Annotated in this window: 21 protein-coding genes and 1 pseudogene; 14 read left to right on the forward strand and 8 right to left on the reverse strand. The window is 52.6% G+C overall.

What is annotated here, in order from left to right:
- On the forward strand, window positions 1–1369 hold a 1369-nt coding region (locus tag IXB28_RS00425), incomplete at its 5' end, for a WD40 repeat domain-containing protein (protein ID WP_246559554.1).
- 202 nt (window positions 1370–1571) lie between these two features.
- Here IXB28_RS00425 and IXB28_RS00430 read toward each other — a convergent pair.
- Window positions 1572–1976: an endonuclease domain-containing protein gene (locus tag IXB28_RS00430; protein ID WP_215616575.1), complete on the reverse strand. Its 405-nt coding sequence runs from the start codon at window positions 1974–1976 to the stop codon at window positions 1572–1574.
- Between the two features lie 372 nt (window positions 1977–2348).
- Between IXB28_RS00430 and IXB28_RS00435 the strand changes: the two genes are divergently transcribed.
- From IXB28_RS00435 to hetR, 5 genes are all read left to right on the forward strand, one after another.
- Window positions 2349–2876 carry a YdcF family protein gene (locus tag IXB28_RS00435; RefSeq protein WP_326520900.1) on the forward strand — a complete coding sequence of 176 codons (528 nt, stop codon included), beginning with the start codon at window positions 2349–2351 and terminating at the stop codon, window positions 2874–2876.
- Window positions 2877–2923: 47 nt separating this feature from the next.
- Window positions 2924–3667, forward strand: coding sequence for a Mo-dependent nitrogenase C-terminal domain-containing protein (locus tag IXB28_RS00440; protein WP_215616577.1), 744 nt, complete (start codon window positions 2924–2926; stop codon window positions 3665–3667).
- A gap of 107 nt (window positions 3668–3774) precedes the next feature.
- On the forward strand, window positions 3775–5565 hold the full coding sequence (locus IXB28_RS00445) for an FAD-dependent oxidoreductase (RefSeq protein WP_215616578.1): 1791 nt from the start codon (window positions 3775–3777) through the stop codon (window positions 5563–5565).
- A gap of 120 nt (window positions 5566–5685) precedes the next feature.
- Window positions 5686–5946 carry a hypothetical protein gene (locus tag IXB28_RS00450; protein ID WP_215616579.1) on the forward strand — a complete coding sequence of 87 codons (261 nt, stop codon included), beginning with the start codon at window positions 5686–5688 and terminating at the stop codon, window positions 5944–5946.
- 307 nt (window positions 5947–6253) lie between these two features.
- Complete coding sequence (gene hetR, locus IXB28_RS00455; RefSeq protein ID WP_215616580.1) at window positions 6254–7162, forward strand: heterocyst differentiation master regulator HetR; 909 nt, start codon at window positions 6254–6256, stop codon at window positions 7160–7162.
- A 240-nt stretch (window positions 7163–7402) separates the two neighbouring features.
- Here the strand turns inward: hetR and IXB28_RS00460 are convergent, their stop codons facing one another.
- From IXB28_RS00460 to csaB, 3 genes are all read right to left on the reverse strand, one after another.
- Entirely contained in the window at window positions 7403–7630 is a 228-nt protein-coding gene (locus tag IXB28_RS00460) for a hypothetical protein (protein ID WP_215616581.1), read from the reverse strand.
- 263 nt (window positions 7631–7893) lie between these two features.
- Window positions 7894–9231, reverse strand: coding sequence for a hypothetical protein (locus IXB28_RS00465; RefSeq protein WP_215616582.1), 1338 nt, complete (start codon window positions 9229–9231; stop codon window positions 7894–7896).
- 172 nt (window positions 9232–9403) lie between these two features.
- Complete coding sequence (csaB, locus tag IXB28_RS00470) at window positions 9404–10471, reverse strand: polysaccharide pyruvyl transferase CsaB (protein WP_215616583.1); 1068 nt, start codon at window positions 10469–10471, stop codon at window positions 9404–9406.
- A gap of 147 nt (window positions 10472–10618) precedes the next feature.
- Here csaB and IXB28_RS00475 point away from each other — a divergent pair, with 147 nt between their 5' ends.
- The 3 genes from IXB28_RS00475 (at window position 10619) to IXB28_RS00485 (ending at window position 12829) form a co-directional block, all read left to right on the forward strand.
- On the forward strand, window positions 10619–10915 hold the full coding sequence (locus IXB28_RS00475; RefSeq protein ID WP_215616584.1) for a DUF2499 domain-containing protein: 297 nt from the start codon (window positions 10619–10621) through the stop codon (window positions 10913–10915).
- Window positions 10908–11195, forward strand: a complete 288-nt coding sequence (locus IXB28_RS00480; RefSeq protein WP_215616585.1) for a DUF3593 domain-containing protein — start codon at window positions 10908–10910, stop codon at window positions 11193–11195. The genes IXB28_RS00475 and IXB28_RS00480 overlap by 8 nt, the downstream gene beginning before the upstream one ends.
- 170 nt (window positions 11196–11365) lie before the next feature.
- Window positions 11366–12829, forward strand: coding sequence for a protein adenylyltransferase SelO (locus tag IXB28_RS00485; RefSeq protein ID WP_215616586.1), 1464 nt, complete (start codon window positions 11366–11368; stop codon window positions 12827–12829).
- Between the two features lie 196 nt (window positions 12830–13025).
- Here IXB28_RS00485 and hpsJ-B read toward each other — a convergent pair whose 3' ends face one another.
- Both hpsJ-B and deoC read right to left on the reverse strand, forming a co-directional pair.
- Entirely contained in the window at window positions 13026–13808 is a 783-nt protein-coding gene (hpsJ-B, locus tag IXB28_RS00490) for a hormogonium polysaccharide biosynthesis protein HpsJ (RefSeq protein WP_215616587.1), read from the reverse strand.
- A 163-nt stretch (window positions 13809–13971) separates the two neighbouring features.
- Window positions 13972–14649, reverse strand: a complete 678-nt coding sequence (gene deoC, locus IXB28_RS00495) for a deoxyribose-phosphate aldolase (protein WP_215616588.1) — start codon at window positions 14647–14649, stop codon at window positions 13972–13974.
- Window positions 14650–14981: 332 nt separating this feature from the next.
- Here deoC and IXB28_RS00500 point away from each other — a divergent pair, with 332 nt between their 5' ends.
- The 4 genes from IXB28_RS00500 to IXB28_RS00515 all read left to right on the forward strand — a co-directional run bounded on the left by IXB28_RS00500 (window position 14982) and on the right by IXB28_RS00515 (window position 18638).
- A complete protein-coding gene (locus IXB28_RS00500; protein ID WP_215616589.1) occupies window positions 14982–15956 on the forward strand; it encodes a glycosyltransferase family 2 protein in 975 nt (324 codons plus the stop codon).
- A gap of 71 nt (window positions 15957–16027) precedes the next feature.
- Window positions 16028–16996 carry a glycosyltransferase family 2 protein gene (locus IXB28_RS00505; RefSeq protein WP_215616590.1) on the forward strand — a complete coding sequence of 323 codons (969 nt, stop codon included), beginning with the start codon at window positions 16028–16030 and terminating at the stop codon, window positions 16994–16996.
- A 144-nt stretch (window positions 16997–17140) separates the two neighbouring features.
- Complete coding sequence (gene hpsU / locus IXB28_RS00510) at window positions 17141–17740, forward strand: hormogonium polysaccharide biosynthesis acetyltransferase HpsU (protein WP_215616788.1); 600 nt, start codon at window positions 17141–17143, stop codon at window positions 17738–17740.
- Between the two features lie 139 nt (window positions 17741–17879).
- A complete protein-coding gene (locus IXB28_RS00515) occupies window positions 17880–18638 on the forward strand; it encodes a tryptophan-rich sensory protein (protein ID WP_246559556.1) in 759 nt (252 codons plus the stop codon).
- 80 nt (window positions 18639–18718) lie between these two features.
- Here IXB28_RS00515 and ilvA read toward each other — a convergent pair whose 3' ends face one another.
- Window positions 18719–20230, reverse strand: a complete 1512-nt coding sequence (gene ilvA / locus IXB28_RS00520; RefSeq protein ID WP_215616592.1) for a threonine ammonia-lyase, biosynthetic — start codon at window positions 20228–20230, stop codon at window positions 18719–18721.
- A 226-nt stretch (window positions 20231–20456) separates the two neighbouring features.
- On the opposite strand from ilvA, the gene IXB28_RS00525 reads away from it, so the two are divergent.
- The gene (locus IXB28_RS00525) at window positions 20457–21002 is read left to right on the forward strand and encodes an EF-hand domain-containing protein (protein ID WP_215616593.1); all 546 of its coding nucleotides are present in this window, start codon (window positions 20457–20459) and stop codon (window positions 21000–21002) included.
- A 901-nt stretch (window positions 21003–21903) separates the two neighbouring features.
- Here the strand turns inward: IXB28_RS00525 and IXB28_RS00530 are convergent.
- Window positions 21904–22773, reverse strand: a pseudogene (locus IXB28_RS00530) (hypothetical protein); the annotation flags it as partial.

Below are 22773 nucleotides of genomic sequence, written 5' to 3' on the forward strand. Positions count from 1 at the left end.
TAGCGACACGGTTAATGCGGTGGCCTTTAGCCCCGAGGGGGATCGGATTGTCTCCGGCAGCGATGACAATACCCTGCGGCTGTGGGATCGCGAGGGCAATCCCATCGGTGAACCCCTCCAGGGCCATAGCGGCTGGGTTTATGCGGTGGCCTTTAGCCCCGAGGGGGATCGGATTGTCTCCGGCAGCTTTGACCAGACCCTGCGGCTGTGGGATCGCATGCGTTGGCAAAACTGGTTACAAGATGCCTGTATGCGGCTTTTGGGCCATAGCGATCTTCGACAGCAGAACAATGAAACAGTTCAGCGGGCCTGTGAGCTATGTCGGCAGCGAGCCTGGAGTCGACGGCAACGGGCGGAATTTTTGGTGGCCCAGGGGCGAGACCTGGCTTACGAAGAAAAAATCGACGAGGCGGTTGCCAAATTTGAAGAGGCACTGAATCTTGATGAGCAGGTGCTAACGGTTGAACCTCAAACCTATGCCCAGCAGCTAGCGGCCCAAACCGCCATGGTCAAGGGCCAGCAATTGGCCAAAAGTGACCAACCGGACGAGGCCATCGAGCAGTTTGAGCGGGCCTTGAAGCTAGACAGTAGCCGAGACTTTTCACCGCAGCGGCTCACCCAGCAACTGCAGGCCCTGGGGCTGATTACCCGAGGCCGTAGTAGCCTCACTAACTATCATGGCCAGAACTTTGCCCAGCGGGTGCAAGGGCAGATTCCCCACTTTGAGCGGGCGCTAAGTCTGGATGCCGCCCTGGGGTTTGAGCCGGTGGCCGAAGTGTATAGACTGGCCACACCGGGGCTGGAACATCATGCGCAGCAGGCAGCAGAGCAGGGCGATATTCAACAGGCGATGGATTTGCTGGAAGATTTGCAGACCCACCGGCCCGATTACGTCCCTGACCTAACGCCGTTGGCAAAAGCGACGGAAAAACATTGTAAAAAACTAGCTCGGCAGGGCGATATCGACCAGGCATTTGACTGTTTAGACGCCATTGGCCAGCAGTTGCCGAATCATGACGTCAGTATGGATATGTTGATGGGGGTGGCGGGCCATGCTTGCCTATATGAAAAGCCAGATCATCCGGGGGTGCTGCCCACCTTGCAGCGCATCAGTGCATGGTTAACTACATTTGAGCCAGAGAATGGGAAGCACTGGGCGCTATGGGGTTTGTATCGAGCATTAACCGGGGACTTAGCCAGCAGTGCAGAAGACTGGCAATCCTGGGTGGATTGGGTAGAAACCGATGACGGGCAACAGGAGGATGAAAACTCTGAATATCTGGAACAGGCGAAGGGCTGGATTGAGTGCCTGAAGGCGGGAAAAAATCCGTTTACGGCGGAGGTGCTGGCGGAGCTGCGGGAGGATTAGGGACTGGACAGTGGCGACGGGGGTTGAGCGGAAAGGCTGGTGGTGAAGCTTAGGGTGGCTGCATTGCCTCTCCCTAAATCCCTCTCCTGGGAGGAGAGGGACTTTGAGTGGGGGTGGTTAAATAGCGAAAGTTCTCGAATCCCTGTTCAAAAAAAATCTAACCCTCCTTCTCCTCGTAGGAGAAGGGGCCATCAAATAATCCCTACCCCGAACCATCGGGGGATGAGGTCTCCAACCCATCCAAAATCAGCACCAACACCCCCTCCAAATCCTCCCGCACCTGACGATTCCTCACCCGTAGCACCCGCAGCCCCACCGATCGCATCCACTCATCCCGTGCCGCATCCTTTTCCCTTTGAAAATCATGGTACGGCCCATCCACCTCGACCACTAGCCGTGCCCCATGGCAATAAAAATCAGCAATGAAACGACCCAGATTATGCTGCCGTCTAAATTTGTAGCCATTTAACCGACGGGCCCGCAAACATTCCCATAGAATTTGTTCGGTCGGTGTCTGTCGCTTGCGTAGTTCGCGAGCAAACTGCAGCAAAATAGGTGGAATAGAGCGGTTTCGCCCCGCAATGCGCGAAATATCTGGATCGGTCATAAGCCTATGGTGCCCAAGCACCTCTCCCTGCCCCCCTCTCCGACAAGGAGAGGACTGTGATCAAGATGCAGTCAAACAGCAAAAGTTTTATACCCCCCCTTCTCCTCCCAGGAGGAGAAGGGGCCATCGCACAAGTCAAACATCGACCCATCGGGGGATGAGGCAGGGATGAGGCGAATTCCTTAAAACATATCCGCACTTTTGCTGATAAATAGGGTCCATATCCTTAGAATACGGAAAACGCCGGTCTGAGCTGTTTATTGAAGTTGTAACCTGATTTAATCTTCAGCAAAATAATTCGATTCAAGGAGTTTTTTCTTGCCCCGCAAGCGTCGTCAGAACCTATGTTTTAACTTAGCTTCGCTACTGCTTGTGACAGCAGGTATATGGCTGGGGCAATGGCATTTACGTAGTCGCTTTTCATCGCCAACGGTGGCCCTTGTTTTGGGGGGAGATGCCCAACGCGAAGAGTTCGCAGCGGATTTTGCTACGGAACATCCCGACCTAGACGTGTGGATATCATCGGGGGCCAATCCAGAATATTCCACTTGGGTGTTTGAAACAGCCCAAGTCTCGTTAGATCGACTGCACCTGGACTATCGAGCAGTGGATACGGTGACCAACTTCACCACCCTGGTGGACGACTTTGAGCGCATGGGCATCAAAAGCGTTTACTTAATTACGTCGGATTACCATATGCGTCGGGCCAATACCATTGCGGCTATCGTTATGAGGAGTCGCGGCATTCACTATAAGCCGTTGCCGGTAGCCTCAGAACGACCGTCGGAACCATGGCTACGCAGCGTGCGGGACGGGGGACGATCGATTTTATGGGTGTTTACGGGTAAAACTGGGTCAGAGCTAACTCAGTTGTCGTCTCATTTTCCTGTTTTCCAGTAATGCGGCGGGCCCCAGTGGCAGACATTTGATGTTTTTCGAGGCTGGTTATGACATCTACATTAAAGGATTCTCTTTACACCGAAGATCAAGTCAAGGCCTGGTTGCGGGGGCTGTTGGCGGTCGCTTGGGCCGATGGTGAATTTGACGAGCAGGAAAAAGACTTAATCCACACCATGATGGAGGTGGAGTTTGCCCCCAAGCTTGACTTTAAAACCTTTGAGCCGATTAAGCCGGATGAGCTAGCGGCAATTTTGACGCCGAACCCCATAGCGGCGGAAAACTTTTTGCGGATGGCGGTGATGGTTGCGATCGCAGATGGCATTTACTCCGCCGCAGAAGACAAAATCCTAATGGACTTCTGCAAGGCCCTCAACCTCGATACGTCGGTTTTGCAGGCCCTCCAATCTACGCTCTACAACCTGCGCCAGGTAAAAGAAGAAGTGCAGCCTGGTACCACCGCCGCCCCGGCCGCCGCCCCGGCCGCCGCCCCAGCCGCCGCGAGCCCCCTAAGGCCCCCGGCCCCCAAAGAAGGCCCCGATCCCCTCAAACCCATGCGGGCGTGGCTAGATCAGCTAGATGTGCAAGACCCTCGCCTCGCCAGGTTTGTGTGCAAAATGATTCCATCCCAGTGCCCCTTCGAGCGGGATGTTACCCTGTTTGGCAAAAAGGTGGTGCACATTCCTCCCATGTGTAAGCTCAACCCCCTCTACGAACAGCTAGTGGGTCTACGGTTCCGGGCCTTGACCCACCTTGCGGACAAGTTGGGCGAAGATGTGACGCCCTATTTGTAAGGCAGTGGGCAATGGCCCGCCCTACGGCCCGCCCTACGGCCCGCCCTACGGCCCGCCGTTCAATAATGTAGGGTGGCATGGTCCACCGCCCAACCACTGTCCAATCAATGGCTAATCGAGAGCACCTAACAACCGAAGTCCTTGTTGTCGGCGGTGGCACCGGTGCCACCGCCGCCGCTATCCAGGCCGCCCAGTTAGGGGCCCAGGTATTGTTGGTTAGCGAGTGGCCCTGGCTTGGCGGCATGCTCACCGCAGCCGGGGTGACCGCCCCCGATGGCAATGAGCTAGCGGCATTCCAGACCGGGCTGTGGGGCGCTTTTTTGCGAGAGCTGGAGCGACGACAGCCGGGGGGGCTGCACCATGGCTGGGTAAGCTTTTTCACCTACGAGCCTGCGGTGGGGGCGGCTATTTTTGCCGATTGGGTGGCGGCACTGCCTAACCTGACCTGGCGCTGGGGCCATTGCCCCCGTGCCGTCCTGCGTTCTGGGCATCGGATTACGGGCGTAGAGTTTGACCCGTTTTCCGTGGACGCTCACATTACTATTGATGGCACCGAGCTGGGGGATGTACTCGCCCTAGGCGAAGTGCCCCATCGCTGGGGGTGGGAAAGCCAAGCGCAGTGGCAAGAACCCAGTGCGCCGAAATCCTTAACTGACCCCAACGATCCGTTAGCCCCAGCCATTGAGAAATATCCGGTGCAGTCCCCCACCTGGGTGGTGGTGCTGCAAGACTATGGCGACAAGGCACCGTCCATCCCGGCAACGGTGGCGGGCCAAGACTTTGAAGGGGCTTGGGCGGGCTATGGCCCAGAGCAGTTTCTAAACTATGGTCGGCTGCCAGGGGCGCGTTTTATGCTCAACTGGCCACAAAATGGCAATGACTATGGCGTTGGGCTGCACCGGTTAATTGAATCCGATGCCGCCCGCCATGACTATTGGCAAGAGGCCAAGGCCCACAGTCAGCAATTTGCCCATTATATTCAGGCGGCCCTGGGGCCTCGCTATGGCCTAGCCGCAGACATGTTTCCTGACCTGGAGGGGACACCGGGGGGCGGTGCCTTTGCGCTATATCCCTACTATCGAGAAAGTCGCCGACTGGTGGGGCTAACGACCGTAAGTGAGCGGGATATTTTGCCCATGGCCCATGGGCAGGTGGCGCCGCTGCCGGTGGATGATAGTGGCGTGGTGGATGCGATCGCAATTGGTAACTACCCCAACGACCATCACTACCCCGGCTTTGACATGCCGCTGGCGCCCAAAGCCTTTCGCTGGGGCGGGCGCTGGACTGGCACCCCCTTCGCCATACCCTATCGCGCCCTCGTCCCGGCCACCGTGGATGGACTTTTAGCCTGTGACAAAAATATTTCAGTGACCCACATCGCCAATGGGGCAACCCGCCTACAGCCCGTAGTGCTAAACATTGGCCAAGCGGCAGGGGCCGCCGCCGCCCTATGCGTGCAACATCAGGTTCAACCGCGAGGGCTATCCGTGTCTCGTTTGCAGCAAACCCTGCTCACCGCCCAGGCACCGGCCATGGTGGTGCCCCATTTTGACCTATTGCCGTTCACCCCAGACTGGATAGAACAACAACAACATTGTCTCAATAACCCAGAAACCTATGGCCTCAGTGGATTTGCCTATCCATTGGGCCAAGCTCCCACATTGCCAATTTCCGCTGGCGAGAACGTGACTGGCAAACAGTTTCAAGGACGGTTCAAAAAAGAAGCAGACGGCTGTTGGCTGGTAGACGCCACCCACACATGGGGGCTGGTTGCCATATCACCAAACGTGGCCCATCAGCTAACCCAAATCCAAAATGGCAGTGCAATCTCAGTTGTCGGTATTCACAATCCAGGCGGTCACTGGATTCTGCTGTCTAGGTTGATGGAAATTTCATAAATGTAATGTCTGGTACAGAAAAACCGTAGTCTTGTCCACACATTTTTCACATAGTTTTTCCTGAGTGATTTGTCAAATCTCTGTAAGCAGAAAGTAGCAATACTACTCATTTTCTGACCCATGAGACTTTCTCTATCGGTACTCTCAATTGCTGTCGCCATCAGTGTTTCAGGACTAATCACGCTGCCTAGTTTTTTGACAACAGACCGTGGTAGTGGTCGCCTAACAACAGAGTTAGCAGACCGTGGTAGTGGCCGCTTGGATGTTGATCAATCTGAGCAAGTAGACCGTGGTAGTGGCCGTGGCCCCGTTGCCTATCGCGGTAGCGGTCGCATTACGCAGGACGAAGCTTACCGTGGTAGTGGCCGCATTGTTGCTTAATAATTAAAATCCTTTTCAATTCATCGAATACGCAGGTTAAAGTTGAGTTTAATAACTCAATTTTTCGAGAAAAGGTTGTAGATATTAATCGGAAAAAGTTTTACGCTAACCGTTATAAGCCAGTGGAAAAATAGTGGTCACTATTAATGTCCCTATGACTAATCAATAAATTGGCAATTTGTCATTTAATACGATAAATCGAAAGTAATTTGTGCTTCTTTAAGGTAGCCTAGTTCCACTGGTCTTAATATTTGCGCTGTTAGCGTGTATCTATCCCTGAGCGTCCATGACCAATGTTCAATTACCGATGACTGCAGATTCTGATCTGATTAAGCGTCTAGAACCCAGCGCCATTGATCAGATAATGATGTATCTAGCCTTTAGCGCCATGCGTACTGGCGGTCATCGTCACGGTGCTTTCCTAGATGCGGCGGCAACTGCTGCAAAATGTGCAATTTATACAACCTACATGGAGCAGGGACAAAACCTGCGCATGACGGGCCATTTACACCACATTGAACCCAAACGTGTTAAAGCCATTGTCGAAGAAGTTCGTCAGGCTTTAAGTGAGGGGAAATTACTCAAGATGTTGGGGGCACAGGAGCCCCGATACTTGATTCAATTTCCCTACGTATGGCTCGAAAAATATCCTTGGGAATCAGGCCGTTCTAGATTATTGGGCACAAATCTGACATCAGATGAAAAAGCCCAAATTGAACAAAAGCTACCCTCTAATCTGCCAGACGCTCAGCTGATTACTTCATTTCAGTTTGCCGAACTCATTGAGTTTCTCCATGCCCGCTCCCAGGAATCTGTGCCCAGTGGACGTCAGCTACCGTTGAGTGAAGCCTTAGCAGAACATATTCGGCGGCGTTTGATCTATTCTGGCACCGTCGCCCGGATTGATTCGCCTTGGGGTATGCCGTTTTATGCCTTGGCGCGGGCCTCCTACATCCCAACGGATGATGCGGAGAGAACCTACACCATGATTGAAGATACGGCTCGATATTTCCGTATTCTGCATGAATGGGTAGCCCGCAAAGACGGCACCATGCGGGTTCTAGAATCGTTAGATATTCCCGCTGAGAATCGTCAGCAAGCCTTAGATGAGCTTGATCTGCTGCTTCGCAAATGGGCGGATAAGTACCATCAAGCAGGTGGTGAGCCCATGGTGCTGCAAATGGCAGTGGGTGATAACGATTCTGAAAATACTTAAGGGTTGTCTGGTTGCAGGGGACCCGATGCCAAATAAATCAGCCCGTAGACCCATCTCCTTGTGGATGTGGTCTCGATTTTTTATGGAGCCCTGCCTTGTCATATCAGACGCTACCAGGCAGGTTTTTTCCGTATTAGCGGCCCGGGCAACGCATACTCATCCTACGCGGCTGCCCTAACCAAACTTCAGAAGAGGAAAGCCAACGCTACGGAGCTTCCCTCTTCTATGCAATTAATGACGCTAGAGTGTATTCCAGGCTTGGGTCAAAATCTCTCGGAGTAGATGCCGACTCTTCGGGTCTAATAGTGCATCGTCTGCCATGAGTTCAGCAATCACATCATCTAACGTTTGTCCCTGGGAACGGGCCGTTTCAATGACATGAACAATGGCTGTCGCGATATGGGCTTCGCTGACAGATTTGTCCGCAGGAGAGTTTTCTAAAACAGTTTTTAAAGTTGACGGGCTCATATTATTGGTATGGGTAAGATGCAAAGGCTACCCGACGATTTGAGGTACCTAAATCTAGGCACTCGTAGGGTTTCAGTACGTATTAATCATGGGTTTTAGTCAAGGTAGTGTGAGATAGTTTCTCGTCTTGGAGATACCTGATAATTATTATGGTCAGGTAATACTACCTACTTCTTACACCTATTGACCTGAAGTTAACAAAGTCTAACCTGAGTTGCCCAAGAAAAAGATTTTATTTTAGGCAACCACGCGTGAAGTTTGCCTCAAGCCTTAGCCGCCGGTGGCTGCTGTTTCAATTTGGGGAAGCTGGGTAGATCGATGGCCGATAGGGAACCGATACGTTTCTGTGGTTTGAGAGGACTCACCAAGGGGGATGGGCTACCGCCTTGGGCGGAAACCGCAGGTATGTACATATCCCCAGAGGTGACTATTTTTGACGCCTGAACTCGGGCCAAAATCTCAGCTGTGTCGGGGGAAACAGGCGATGGGGCAGTAACGGGTGGTTCTTGTATACCCTCGTCTTCTACGAATCTATCGTCGTCAGTAGTCAATGTTGCAGGACTTTTCACCCAAGGAGAGGGCTCAGTAAATTCTGTAGCGTCTGCTTCTGGCTCGAAATTGTTCTGAGTTTGGAAAGCGTCCTGAGGTTCGAGGTTCGAGGGGGCATCTTCTGGATCCATAACACGGGCTAGGTCATGCCATAGCTGGTCTTCGGCCTCGGTTGATGTGGGCTGAGACGGAGGGGTTAGGTGGCCCGATTGGATGCCCCGAATCATGGACTCCAATTGAGGGTCCGCAGCTTTGTAGCCCACAGGAGATTCCCAGGGACGAATTTCATCGGTTTTGGGCATGGCCATCACACCCGCCTTGCTAAAGTTGCCTGGGGCTTGGTTCGCGACCTCTGGCGACATGGTTAGGCACTTTTCTAAAGCTGCCTTGAACTGTAGGGTATAGCGCTGCTGCCTTTGTAGGCGGGCCCTGAGGTCGCGGCAGTTGGCGTTGGCTTGTAATAGTTCTTGGGACTGCTCCGTAGTTTGTCTGACTAGGGTGGAGTGTTCGGTTTCTAGGTGGTTGGTGCGTTCCCGCAGGGTTGAGAGCTCTGCTTGTAGAGTCTCATTCAAAATGTGTTGATGTTGCAGGGCTTGTTTGCTTTGTTCGATTTCGGTCACGAGCTGCACGATTTCACGGTCGCCGCTTGCTGGGACCCCAGAGCGATCAATTTCTGCCTGTAGTGCGGCTTGGGACCGTTCTAAAGATTCTTCTAGCTGCGAGACTTTCGCTAGCAAGACATCGTTGCACTCGTTTAAATCCCGTACCAGGCTTAGCAGTTCAGTTTCGCGCTGACTGCTCGGTTCGGTTGAAGCCGGTTGGGGAGTATTGATGTTGCTGTGATGATTACTGGAAGAATCCATAGCGTTAGTCCGCAAGTAAGGGGTAGGCCCTGGAATTTGATCAATGGCGATCGTCCCCGGGAAATTAACGGTGTGCCAGCTATTTTTATCCGATTGTTCGACAGGTAACTGTGCCCCAGGCGACGAAATGTCGGAGGTTTTGTTTCCTTGTTTGTCAGGACTGTTGTCCGGTTTATCTGAATCGAACATGCTGTAACGCCGCAATGGTGTAAAGCGGAGACGAGGGCATCTTACGCCAATTTTCCTCAAGTATTAACACAGAAAAATTGATCGATAGTGGGCCGTGGCTAGAAAATAACGCTAAATCAATACATACAAGCTATATGGCCATCGTGAAGAATGTATTAAAAATTCAAATAATTCATTTTTCTTGATGATTTAGCTGGCCGAGGGTTTTTTCTAAGAGAGCACCATGAATTAAGGCTTGATCGATTTGCGATCGCGCCAAATCCAGATTATCACCCTTGGCATAGAGCGTTAACCATTGTTGCGTCATTGTTTCAACATTGTCCGGTATCAGCGGCAGCGGGTCCTGGTCCGATAGGCTCCAGCCCGGTAAAGACAGGGCCTGCATAATTTGAGTGACCTTGGGGTCATAGCTGATGGCAAAGCAGGGGCAGCCTTCCGCCACGGCCATGACCACCCCATGGAACCGCATGGCAATGGCCATATCAATCTCTTTGAAAACCCCTTTAAGCGTTTCGGGCTGGCTGATTTCAATGATTTCGTGGGGGCCGGGCAGGTGTTGGGCAATGTGGTTGGCAAGGGCCCGATCTTTGCTGGGTTGGAATGGCAACAGCACAAAGCATGCCTGGGTGCTCCCTTGGAAGTCTGCAAGGGCCTGGGTTAAGTTCGCCACCCGTTGCGGTGTCAGCAATGGATGGTTGCGTAGCGCCAACGCCACGCGGGGAGTGGGTAAATGTTGGAGGGCGGCCGGGGCGGCCTGGAGCGCCCACACCGGATCGGGGGCCAGTTGGTGGCGAATGCCCCAGCCGTTGACCAATTGAGCCGATGCCCTATCCCGCACGCTGACCGCATCGCAGCCCTGCAATGCCCACCGGGTTATCCATTGGCTACTGCCCCGATTTAAAGGGCCAATGCCCTGGGCCCAGGCAATTGTGCGTAGCCCCATGGCCTGGGCTAATTTCATCAACCCGCCATAGTAAAACGGATTGATGGCGCTGGACGCATCCTGCATAAGGCTGCCGCCACCCCAGATAAATACCTGGGACCGGCGCAGGGCGTTCACGACCGCTTGCAAAGATTTGCGTGGCACAGCCTCCACCCCATAGCGTTGGCGGGTTTCTTCGGGGTTGCCCGAGAGCACCAGGGGGGTGACAAACGCTGGCAAGAGTTGGAGCAAGGTGGCCAGCAGTGCTTCATCACCACCATTGCCCATGCCATAGTAGCCGCACAACACTGCTCGCATGTTTGTTGTTTCCTGAATAAGCTGTCCTGCTAAGATTATCGCGGACAACGCCCATTCCTTGTGGGGGCGTCCGTTCTAGATTGTGTTCGATTGGATTTTGATTGGACAGTGGGCCTTGCCCACCCTACTATTACGCTTTCCCAATTTATGCATGCCCTATCGATACCTACCTGGATGGTGCACATTTCCAGTGTGATTGAATGGATTGCCGCCATTTTCTTTGTTTGGCAGTTTGCTGACGTGAGCGGCTGGCCTGCCTGGAAGTGGCTTTCTTTTGGCATGTTGCCCGCGTTGGTGAGTGCCATGTGTGCCTGCACCTGGCATTTTTTTGATAATTCATCATCCCTGGTGTGGCTGGTGACTTTGCAAGCAGCCATGACCGTAGTGGGCAATGTGACCGCCTGTGCGGCCGCTTGGTATATCTGGAGGCAAGCCCGTGTCTAAGGAGTCTTTGTTTGCGGTTTCTTTGTTTCCCTATTTGGGGTTTCTCTACTTTTTAACCAAGTCGGGACAGACGCCCAAATTGGCCTTGATTGGGTTTTATGTGCTGCTGATTTTTGTGGCGGTGACCATCCCAGCCGGGATTTACGCTAAGCAAGCCTATGGTTTGGAGCTGGCGAATGTGGATTGGCTCCACGGTGGGGCTGAGTTTTTTCTGACGTTGTCTAACATTTTGGTGGTGTTGGGCTTTAGAAACGCCGTGCAAAAGTTGAAAGCGGATTGAGCTTTTTGTTGCTGAGGCTGGGCGGCTAGAGGAATGGCTCCGTTTAGAGCGGCGGTGGCAACGGTTTGACCACCGAAGTTTGGCTTTAAGAGATACTGGGTGAGGCCCCTGCCTGCCTAAAGTTTGGCTTTGAGAGATACTGGGTGAGGTCTCTTCCCTGTGCTCCCTCTGTGACTGAGAATTCTTTGCTAAATTTGCCCTATGAGCCTGCTTTGGAGGCCCTAGGTGACGACTACTATGACGTGGTGCAAGCCGCTAACTTTCCGCAGCACATTTTGCGGTTTCGCAACGATGAGCTGTTGCCCAGGCTGGGGCTGCAGCCAGAAGCCGTCAGTGATTTTGACTTTATTGAGGCCTTTGGTCAGTTTCAGCAGCGGTCTCCTCTGCTGGCACTGCGTTACCACGGTTATCAGTTCGGTGACTACAATACGGCCCTGGGGGATGGGCGTGGCTTTCTCTATGGCCAGGTGCGGGGCACCGATGGCATGCTCTATGACTTTGGCACGAAGGGCTCGGGGACAACGCCCTATTCTCGCAATGGTGATGGGCGCCTAACGTTAAAGGGTGGGGTGCGAGAAGTTTTAGCCTCTGAAGCGCTCCATGCCTTGGGGGTGACTACGTCGCGCACCTTGAGTTTGGTGGAAACGGGGGAGCGGCTGTGGCGGGGGGATGAGCCGTCCCCCACCCGGTCTGCGGTGATGGTGCGCTTTAGTCAGTCCCATATTCGGTTTGGCACCTTTGAGCGGCTGCATTACTTGGGGCGGGCTGACCTGATGTCGCCCCTGCTCGACCATGTGATTGAGGTTTACTATCCCCACTTGCTGGCAATCCAGGACGGGCAAGAACGCTATGGGCGGTTTTATGCTGAGCTGGTGGGGCGGGTGGCTAAATTAGCAGCCCAGTGGATGTCGGTGGGCTTTTGCCATGCGGTGTTGAATACGGACAATATGTCCATTACGGGGGAGAGCTTTGACTATGGCCCCTATGCCTTTATGGATGAGTTTGATCCGCGATTTACGGCTGCATATTTTGACTATATGGGGCGCTATAGCTATGGCAATCAGCCGCGCATGTGTGAGTGGAATCTGTGGATGTTGCAGAAACCGCTAAAGCTGATTATGGCGGCTGAGGATTTGGAAACTGGGTTGGGCACCTATCGCGATCGCTACTACGCGGCCTACAAAGAACGCATGTTGGCTAAATTAGGGTTTGCTCAGCTACTGCCAGAGCTAGGCGACGAACTCCTAAGGCTAACCCTGGAGCTATTGCAAAAGACCCGCGTTGGTTACCATGACTTTTTTACTGGGCTAACGGGGCAATTTTCAGCTCAATGGCTAGGGGGGCCAGAGCAAATTTTGCCAGCAACGGTGGAAAATTCTGATGACGAGGCGGCCACCTTATTCGCCGCTTGGCGCCTGCACTATCACACCTGTTTGACCACCTTGGCGGCGGATGAAGTGATTCAGGTGGGTCAATGTTTGCGCCAGCATAATCCGACAATTGTGTTGCTGCGGCCTGAGATTGAAGCGATTTGGGAACCGATTGTGGCTGAGGATAACTGGCAGCCCTTCTATGATCTGGTGGCCAAAATTCAGCAGCCCTATGGGGTAGTTAAGCCGAGGAATGTGGGCTAGGGCAGAATGCGGAAGTCGGAATGTGGAAGTCGGAAAGGGAACTAACTCCCTAGAGCTGCTGAATTTATATTGATGCGTCCTCTACAGCAAAAAGCGCGATTGACAATCTCAATCGCGCTTTAAAAATGTATTTAAACCAATGCCCGTAATGCTTAGCGAATGCCCGTAATGCTTAGCGAATTTTTGCTAAAGCTATTTAGATAGCGAGCAGGCGGCGCATACCGCTGATGCCAATGCCAATGTAGCCAATGGCTAGCAAAATGCTGCTGAGGGAAATACGAATGCTGGCCTTGGTGGCTTCGGAACGGACGCGCTTAGTGGCTTCCTGTCGGCGAGACCCTATTTCGGTTTCTAGGCGTGTTCTGAGTTCAGAGGCTTGGCCATTGAGGAATTCCTCTAAGGCGTTGGGGTCTCCTTGGAACTCACGAATTTGGGAGGCTTGTTCTTCGGTGACTTGGCCCGCAGCAACCAGTTGCTCAATTTGGTCTGGATTGCTGAGCAACGTGGTGATGCGATCGCGCTGCTGAGTCACCTCTGCATCGAGACGTTGCTCTAGCTGAGTGGTGGCCTCGCTCGCTTCGGTCGATACCTGGGTGAGTGCCTCCTGGCTTTGGAGCCGCACATTGTTCATGTGCACCGGGGTTAGGACGGCAAACAGTAGGCCGAGAACACAGGCTAGAAGACAGGTCCAAAAGCGTGCGTCCATCGCCAAGTTGCCTCGGTTGCGCTTACCGCTCACGAAGCTTTCAATCCAGAATCCCGTAAACAGTAGGGCAATGCCAACCAAGGGCACAATGCCGCGATCCACTAGCTGGGTTGTCGTACTAATTTGCCAGCCACGATTGAGTAAGTCTGGCGGTAGCAATAGCACCAAGAAATCAACGAGAGCGGCCAAAATAGTGATGCCACCCACTAGCTTGAGAGCTAATGCTGCAATCGGCGAAGGCGCATTGGTTGCTGGAGTTCCAGAAGATGTCATAGAGGGTGCATTGCCTGCTGGGTTTGCAGAAGAAGTCATAGGGATTATAACGAAACGCTTCGGCTAGTTAATAGTGCCCGACATAGTTCCCGTTAAAATCAGACTTCTAGAAAAAAATATCTAGTTTTTTCGATTTTTCAACGATTGATAATGATTCAAATCATTAGGTCGTTGTGGCCAGTTCGGCGCGTTGTCGTAGGATATCAGGTCCCCGGGATGTGCCCAATCGGGTGGCCCCGGCTTCCACTAAGGCCAGGGCCTGTTCTGGTGTGCGAATGCCGCCAGATGCCTTAATGCCGACTCGACCACGGCTGACATCCTTTAGTAAACGAATATCTTCGACCGTTGCGCCACCGGTCCAGCCGGTGCTGGTTTTGAGAAAGTGGACGCCAGCATCCATGCAAACATCGGCAGCGGCACGTTTTTCTGCCTCCGTAAGCAATGCCATTTCGAGGATGGCCTTAACACATTGACCGGTTTCTTCCACAATTTGCGCTAGTTCAGTGTGTATTTTTTCCAACTGCCCCGCTTTGAGCCAGCCCAGGTTAATCACCACATCGAGTTCGGTGGCTCCATTGTCGGTGGCTTCTTGGGCGGCAAACACCTTACTGGCGGTGGTATCTGCCCCGGTGGGGAAGCCGATGACCGTGCAAATGGCGGTGCGACTTTCATGGAGCCGTTCCACGGCCCGCTGGATATGCACGGGGTAAATGCACACGCTAGCAAAGCCGTAGCGCTGGGTTTCGGCGCACCAATGGTCTACCTGTTCAAGGCTGGCGGTGGGCACCAATAGGGAATGGTCGATGTAGGGAGCCAGGTCAATATCAGAAGTGTTTCTCATGGGGTGGGGCAGCGCTTCATAGGGGTTTGGCGGGCTGATCGCAAGGCTGAATAAAGCTTTACACGTTTGAAGAGTAGATAAATCAAACTTGATAGCTGGGTCTCGGCTGCATAATTTCAGTAAGGTTTAGTGAGTACATTTATAGTTAACCGGGCATGTTGATCAGAGTGAGTCTGATCAACGACTACAGGTGTGAGTTTATTCAGTTCCACCGGGGTAGCCCCATAAAATTATCGACATCTCCCAAGGGGTTCGTCGATGAGGCATTTAATAAAAATCACTGACATAGTATTACCCCTTGTTCAGTAACCTTCGTTTTATTTAAGATTTTTATGGCAGAGCTATCTATTTCCGCCATTATTTGCACCCATAATCGTGATCAGTATTTGGGGGCGGCCATCGATAGTTTGTTGGCCCAGACCCTAGGCGACATCGAGATCATTGTGGTGGATAATGCGTCCACTGATATGACGGCAGAGGTGGTGCAGCAGCGCTTGTCGGATCCACGTCTACGCTACGTGTATGAGCCGGTTTTGGGGCTGTCTTCGGCGCGGAATACCGGTGCGAAGACGGCTAAGGGCGACATTTTGGCCTATCTCGACGATGATGCTGTTGCCAGTAACCAATGGCTGGCGGCACTGCTGAAGATTTATTTGAATAATCCTAAGGTTGCGATCGCAGGTGGCAAAGTCACCCTGCTATGGCCCCCCGGTGTTAGTCAGCCTCCCCTGTGGCTATCCCAGGATTTAGCCAGTGGTCTGGGGGCCTATGACCTCGGTAGCCAGGTGCGCTACATCCAAAATCCTAGCCTCACCCCCCGTGGCCTCAACTATTCCCTACGCAAAACATTTTTAGATTCCGTCGGCGGGTTTGACCTGAACCTGGGCCGAGTGGGAAACAATCTACTGTCTAACGAAGAATTGCACATGACCCAGGTGGCCATCAAGCGGGGGTGGCAGGTGATGTATGTGCCCGATGCCTTAGCCGCCCACAATGTGGCCCCCGCCAGGTTAAAGCCCGGCTGGTTCCTCAGCCGCAGCTGGTGGCAGGGGGTGAGCGAATGCTACCGCGAGCAGGTGTCGGGCTGTGCCGGTATTTCCCAACTGCGATGGGGGGGGGAACGGCTGGTGCGCGGTGTCTATAAAACCGTCAAGTATGCCAATAAACCAGCCCAGCGATTTGAAAATTTGACGTATGCCTACGGTCAGCTGGGCTATATAAGTAGTGTGTTGCGATATTTGGTTAAGCCGCCCGCTAAACCCCCATCGACGAAACCTAATAAACCAGCCAAGTCTTCAGCGGCTTAGGGTTAACGCCGGCCAAAGCTTAAACGCGTTGCGAGACATTATTCATCTTCCCCTTAAGTTTCCATTTACCCATGACTGCTGCCACTAAAATTCCAGTTTCTGTGCTGATTCCTGCCAAAAACGAGGAAGCAAATCTACCTGCTTGTTTAGAAAGTGTTGCCCAAGCAGATGAGGTATTTGTTGTGGATTCCCACAGTGAAGATCAATCTGTCAAAATTTCCGAATCCTACGGTGCCAATGTGGTGCAGTTTGATTTCAACGGGCGGTGGCCAAAGAAGAAAAACTGGGCGTTGGAAAATTTGCCCTTTCGCAATGAGTGGGTCCTAATTGTCGATTGTGATGAGCGCATTACGCCCGAACTGTGGGCGGAAATGGCCGAGGTGATTGCCGCCGATAAACTGGATGGCTGCTACCTAAACCGCCGGGTGTATTTCTTGGGCAAATGGATCCGCCACGGCGGCAAATACCCCGATTGGAACATGCGCTTTTTCCGCCATGCTAAGGGGCGCTACGAGAACCTGAATACTGAAGAAATTCAGAACACGGGCGACAATGAGGTGCACGAGCATGTGGTGATTGACCCCGACAAGGTGGGGTATCTCAAAAACGATATGTTGCATATCGATTTTCGCGATTTGTTCCATTGGTTGGCTCGCCACAACCGCTACTCGAACTGGGAGGCGCGGGTATACTACAACCTGCTCACCGGCATGGGCGAAGACGGCACCATTGGGGCCAATTTGTTTGGTGATTCGGTACAGCGCAAGCGGTTTTTGAAAAAAATCTGGGTGCGGTTGCCCTTTAAGCCATTTTTGAGATTTGTCCTGTTCTATTTTATTCGCCTGGGTTTCTTAGATGGATATCCCGGCTATATTTACGGACGCTTGCTAAGTCAGTATGAATATCAGATTGGTGTCAAACTATATGAGCTAAAGTTTGGAGGGCAGCTAAATTTAGCTGACCGAGAAACGGGTTCAGAAGCTGCTAAAAACAGTGACACCCCAGAAAACCCCAAAGCTGCTTTGGTGGGCGATCTGTAATTGATGTCGGCGGTCTAGGCGTTGGCCTTAGCTGTGGGCAGGTTTGGCAGATTTTCCATTGTCTAAATCAGTAAGGGCTAATCGCAATCGTCTGACGGCATGTCCCATCCATCTGTCCCTGCATCGGATTCCCCTAATCAGTCAATGCCTGAACCGGGCATTGAGAACACAGCAACTGACTTTGGCCCTCCGGCTTTGGTGGATTTAAGTCGCTATTACCAGCCCGGGTTTGAAGTGGGGCGACCCAAGTGGTACGTGATGGTGTGGTGGCTGGTGCAGGCCATTGTCTTTCCGTTGACCCTGCACACGGCCCACGGTCCGCGTTGCGCATTGCTGCGGCTATTTGGGGCAAAAATTGGTAAAGATGTGGTGATTCGTCCCTCGGCTCGGTTTACCTATCCTTGGAAGGTGGAGATTGGCGACCATAGCTGGGTGGGGGAAGATGTCACGTTTTATAGTTTGGCGCCGATTCGTTTGGGCCAACATTGCGTGGTGTCTCAAAAAAGCTATTTGTGTACCGGCAGTCACGATCCCAGCGATCCGCGCTTTGCGTTGGTGACGGCGCCCATCGTGATGGAAAATGGTGCCTGGGTTGCTACGGACTGCTTTATTGCCCCTGGGGTGCGCATTGGTGCGAACGCTCTGATTGGAGCCCGCAGCAGCGTCTTTAAGGATATGCCAGCGCAGCAGATTTGTATGGGGTCACCCTGTCGACCACAAAAAACAAGAAAAATTGTTGCTTAGTATGGCAAACGGTTACTTAACCTACCAGGGATAGCATCGCTGCAAGGGTATGGTGGATAAATCAGCTGGCAAGCTCTGGTTTGAGAAGGCACAATGACGTTTAAGCTACTGCCTAGCAAAGGACGATGCTATGGGGTTTATGGGTAATAAGGGATTAGCGATCGCAACCTGGGTCGCCATTCTCGGCACCTTGGGAGTCAACACCCTGTCCAACGTTTTTCCCATTGATGGCAACACTGTGGCAGATTTGGCCAATGGTCCCCTGGAGGGGGTGCTGATTACCCCTGCCAACTATGCCTTTGCCATTTGGGGCGTGATCTATGTGGGCCTAATTGCCTATGCCTGGTACCAGTCTCGGCGCAAGCAGCGGGGGCAGTTGCTGATTCGCCGCATCAATGCCTGTTTGATTGTGGCCTGCGTGGCCCAGATAGTCTGGATTTATTTATTTACCCTGCAGCTATATTGGCTGTCGGTGCTGGCCATGGGCCTAATTTTGGTGTCGCTGATTGCCGCCTATAGCGAGCTGGAAGACGGCCAGCACCAGGCAGAACTTAGGCGAAAACGCATGGTCCATGGCCCCATTAGCATTTACCTGGCCTGGATTTCGGTGGCGACGGTGGTGAATGTGGCCTCGGCGTTCTATGCCAGTGGGTTTAAGGAGTTGGGCCTGTCGGGGGCGGTGTGGACGGCCATCATGGTGGTGATTGCCAATGGCATCGCTATGGTGGCCATTGTGCAGCGCCAAGATATTCCCTTTGCCCTGGTGTTTACCTGGGCCGATGTGGCCATTGCCCAGCGCCACTTGGGCAACCCGATTATTTCGGTGACGGCTCTGGTGATGGTACTGGTGCTGATGGGGCTATTTTTCACCCAGCGCTATCCCAGAAAAAGCTGGTAGGCAGCGCTGTCGTTTTCGTCCCAGTAGCGCCCTATCCAAGAAAGAGCTGGTAAACGCGGGGCGTTTGTTTCAGTAGCGCCCTACCCCAGAAACAGCTGGTAGGCGGGGTTGTCGTTTTCTTCCCAATACCGATAGCCCAGGGTTTCTAGAAACGCCTGCCATTCGTTCATTTCTTCCGGGGGCACCTGCATGCCAATCACAATGCGGCCATAGTCGGAGCCGTTATTGCGGTAGTGGAACAGGCTGATATTCCAGTTGGGGCTCATGGAGCTGACGAATTTCATTAGGGCGCCGGGGCGTTCGGGAAATTCAAACCGGTATAGCCGTTCGTTTTTGGCTAGGGCAGAGTGGCCCCCCACCATGTGGCGCAGGTGCATTTTGGTTAGTTCGTCGTCGGTGAGGTCCAGGGTTTTGAACCCGTGTTCTTCGAATCGGCCCTTCATGGCAATGGCGTCGTTGCGATCGCAAATTTCTAACCCCACAAAGATATGCGCCTCCGCCTGGTCCGCAATGCGGTAATTAAACTCCGTCAGGTTGCGTTTGCCGATGGTGTCACAAAACCGCTTCAGGCTGCCCGACTGCTCCGGAATGGTCACCGCAAAAATGGCCTCCCGCTGTTCCCCTAGCTCCGCCCGTTCCGCCACAAACCGCAGTCGGTCAAAGTTCATATTGGCCCCACAGGCCACCGCCACCATGGTTTCACCCTTAATCCCCTGTTGTTTCACATAGGCCTTGGCCCCCGCAATGGCCAGGGCGCCTGCCGGTTCCACAATGGATCGAGTATCCTCAAACACATCCTTAATCGCCGCGCAGGTATCGTCCGTACCCACCCGAATAATGTCGTCCACATATTGCTGACACAGCCAGAAGGTTTCCTCACCCACCTGGCTCACCGCCACCCCATCGGCAAATAGGCCCACCTGGTTTAGCTTCACCCGGTGTCCCACCTTCAGCGACTGATACATCGCATCCGCATCTTTCGGTTCCACGCCGATAATTTTAATTTCCGGCCGCAACCGTTTCACATAGGCCGCAATGCCAGAAATCAGGCCGCCGCCGCCGATGGCCACAAAAATCGCATGGATGGGCTGCTGATACTGGCGCAAAATCTCCATGCCAATGGTGCCCTGCCCCGCAATCACATCCGGGTCATCAAACGGGTGCACAAAGGTCATCCCCTTTTCCGCTTCCAGTTCGCGGGCATGGGCATAGGCCTCATCAAAGGTTTCACCGCGCAGCACCACTGCCCCGCCCCGTGCCTTCACCGCATTCACCTTCACATCCGGTGTCGTTTCCGGCATCACAATAATGGCGCTGGTGCCCAGTTGCCGTGCCCCCAAAGCCACCCCCTGGGCATGGTTGCCCGCAGATGCCGCAATCACACCGCGCGCCAGCTTATCTGCCGGTAGCTGGGCCATTTTGTTATAGGCGCCCCGCAGCTTAAACGAAAATACCGACTGCATATCCTCGCGCTTGAGCAGTAGCCGGTTACCGAGACGCTTCGATAAATTGGGCGCGATTTCCAGGGCAGTTTCCTGGGCCACGTCATAGACACGGGCATTGAGGATGCGTTTCAGGTAGTCGGCGTGCATTAGAATAGCGGGCGGTAGAACATAGTTTAGATGCCACTTCTAATCAAACCATATAGGGCGGTGTTGATCCGTTGTCTGGTTTTACCAGTCGAATGGGTTGTTGAAGCAGGGCGATATTAAAGCATTGTGTAACACCCCATGTTTCACGATGGAATGCTTTATGATTCCCCTAGTTGTGGGCCAATGCCCAACGATCTGCACTGATTCAGAGGAGATAACTGACGCCATGTTAACGGAACTCCAAACTCGAAAGCTGCTGAAGTTGTTCTGTATGTATGATGGCGACCAAAATGGATATTTGGTAAAAAAAGACTTTGAAAAGATCGCCATTAAAATTGCCGAGGTTAAGAATATCGGCTCCCGCTCGCCTAAGCTTATGGGGCTAAAAGAGAGGTTTTCACGCATTTGGAAATCTCTTTCTAGTAAGGCAGATGCCACGGGCGATAAGAAAGTGGGCCTGAGTGAATGGCTGGATTATTACGAAGAGCTACTGGGCGATAAGGAAAAATATCTTGCCGAAGAACAGTCGTTGATGAAGCTGATCTTTGACGTGTTTGACGACAACGGCGATGGCAAAATCTGCCGGGAAGAATGGGCCGAGTTGTTTAAGGTATATCACGTGCACCCTGCCTATGCCCCCGCCGCCTTTGAGAAGATCGATGCCAATGGCGATGGTTTTCTTAGTCGAGAAGAGATTTTGGCGTTGATTGATGATTTCTTCTGTGGCAACGATGAGGACTCGGTTGCTAATTCAATGTTTGGTCCCTATTGATGGATGAGTAAGGACTGGGAATTTAACAATGTATCGATTTATCCCCTCTTGGGAGGGGTGCCGTAGGCGGGGTGGGTTCCGTCGATTGTGCTAACGGTCAACCCACCCCGCAGACCCTCCCAGAACGTAGGTTTGGTTAAGTTAATCGAAACCCAACATTCCAAAATATGGTGCTGCATCACCGGTCTCTAAAACCAACGATGTGGCGTCGTAATTGTTCTTGTGGGGTGCGGCAATGTTGGGTTTGTAAAGGGCGCGATAAATTTTTGATATTCGGGTGAGGAGCAACCCAACCTACGTGTGGGTTACTTGGGTGGTTGGCAACCCAATCGACGTGTGTGGGCATGTTGGGTTTGCGAAGATTTCGGTACATGGTTGATGTTCAGATGGGTAGCAACCCAACCTACTCTGGGCTGGGAATTTAACAATGTACCGATTTATCCCCTCTTGGGAGGGGTGCCGTAGGCGGGGTGGGTTCCGTCGATTGTGCTAACGGTCAACCCACCCCGCAGACCCTCCCAGAACGTAGGTTGGGTTGAGTTAATCGAAACCCAACATTCCAAAATATGGTGCTGCATCACCGGTCTCTAAAACCAACGATGTGGCGTCGTAATTGTTCTTGTGGGGGGCGGCAATGTTGGGTTTGTAAAGGGCGCGATAAATTTTTGATATTCGGGTGAGGAGCAACCCAACCTACGTGTGGGTTAATTGGATGGTTGGCAACCCAATCGACGTGTGTGGGTATGGGCATGTTGGGTTTGCGAAGATTTCGGTACATGGTTGATATTCAGATGGGTAGCAACCCAACCTACTCTGGGCGTTGTTCTTTGAGGGGGACGGCAATGTTGGGTTTGTCAGGGGTTTGGTCAATCTTTAATGTTTTGGCAATGTCCAACCCAACCTACTCTGGGCGGAGGGATTCGAGTACTTCGGGGGTAAATGGGTTTTCGCCTTTTTCTAGGGCTTCGACCCATTGTTGGCGTTGGGCTTTTTTGTCTTGGTTGGTGGTGCGGTCGATATAGGTTTTGAAGTCGGCAATGGCGGCTTGAGTGTTGCCGGTGAGGGCATAGGCGAGGCCGCGATTGTCGGCACTACTGGGTCTAAAGGGTGCCCGTTCAATGGCTTCTTCGCAGGCAAATAGAACGGCTTGGGCTTGATTTTCTAAGCTGCCTGCTCTACAAAGGCTTCCCCATGAGCTTTCTATTTCGGAAATAGTTTGTTGCAAAGGCGGATCAAGAGAGGTAATTGCCTGAAAATGTTGCACTATTATTGGAAGATCTTTATCCTCATCCTCAATTTTTTGACTGTTTTTTCTAAAATTGACGAGTTTATTTAAACGGTCTTCGCTAGCAAACGTAAAGTCTGTATCCCATTGCATGGCTTGTTCATACCATTCCAATGCTGTTTTTTGTGCTTTCCCCTGCACCAAATAATTATCAGCGTTTGCGATCAGGGTGGGGGCAGCCTGTTTGACCCAATCAGCATTGTGTTTTTGGCAAATGGTTAAATCCATTAATAATTCAGGGGATTGTTTCACAAAATAAGAGTCTAGCCAGTCACAGCTTCGACCAATCAAATCTTCTAACTGAAAATTCCACAGCTTGACGGTGTTGTCGTCACTGGCACTGGCAAGGGTCTCTCCATCGGGACTGAAGGCCACACTCCAGACCCAAGAGCTATGGCCTTTGAGTGTGTTCAATTCCTCGCCGTCTTTCGACCACAGCTTGACGGTGTTGTCGGAACTGGCACTGGCAAGGGTCTCTCCATCGGG

The organism is Leptothoe kymatousa TAU-MAC 1615 (assembly GCF_018739865.1).
Taxonomy (GTDB): Bacteria; Cyanobacteriota; Cyanobacteriia; order Phormidesmidales; family Phormidesmidaceae; genus Leptothoe; species Leptothoe kymatousa.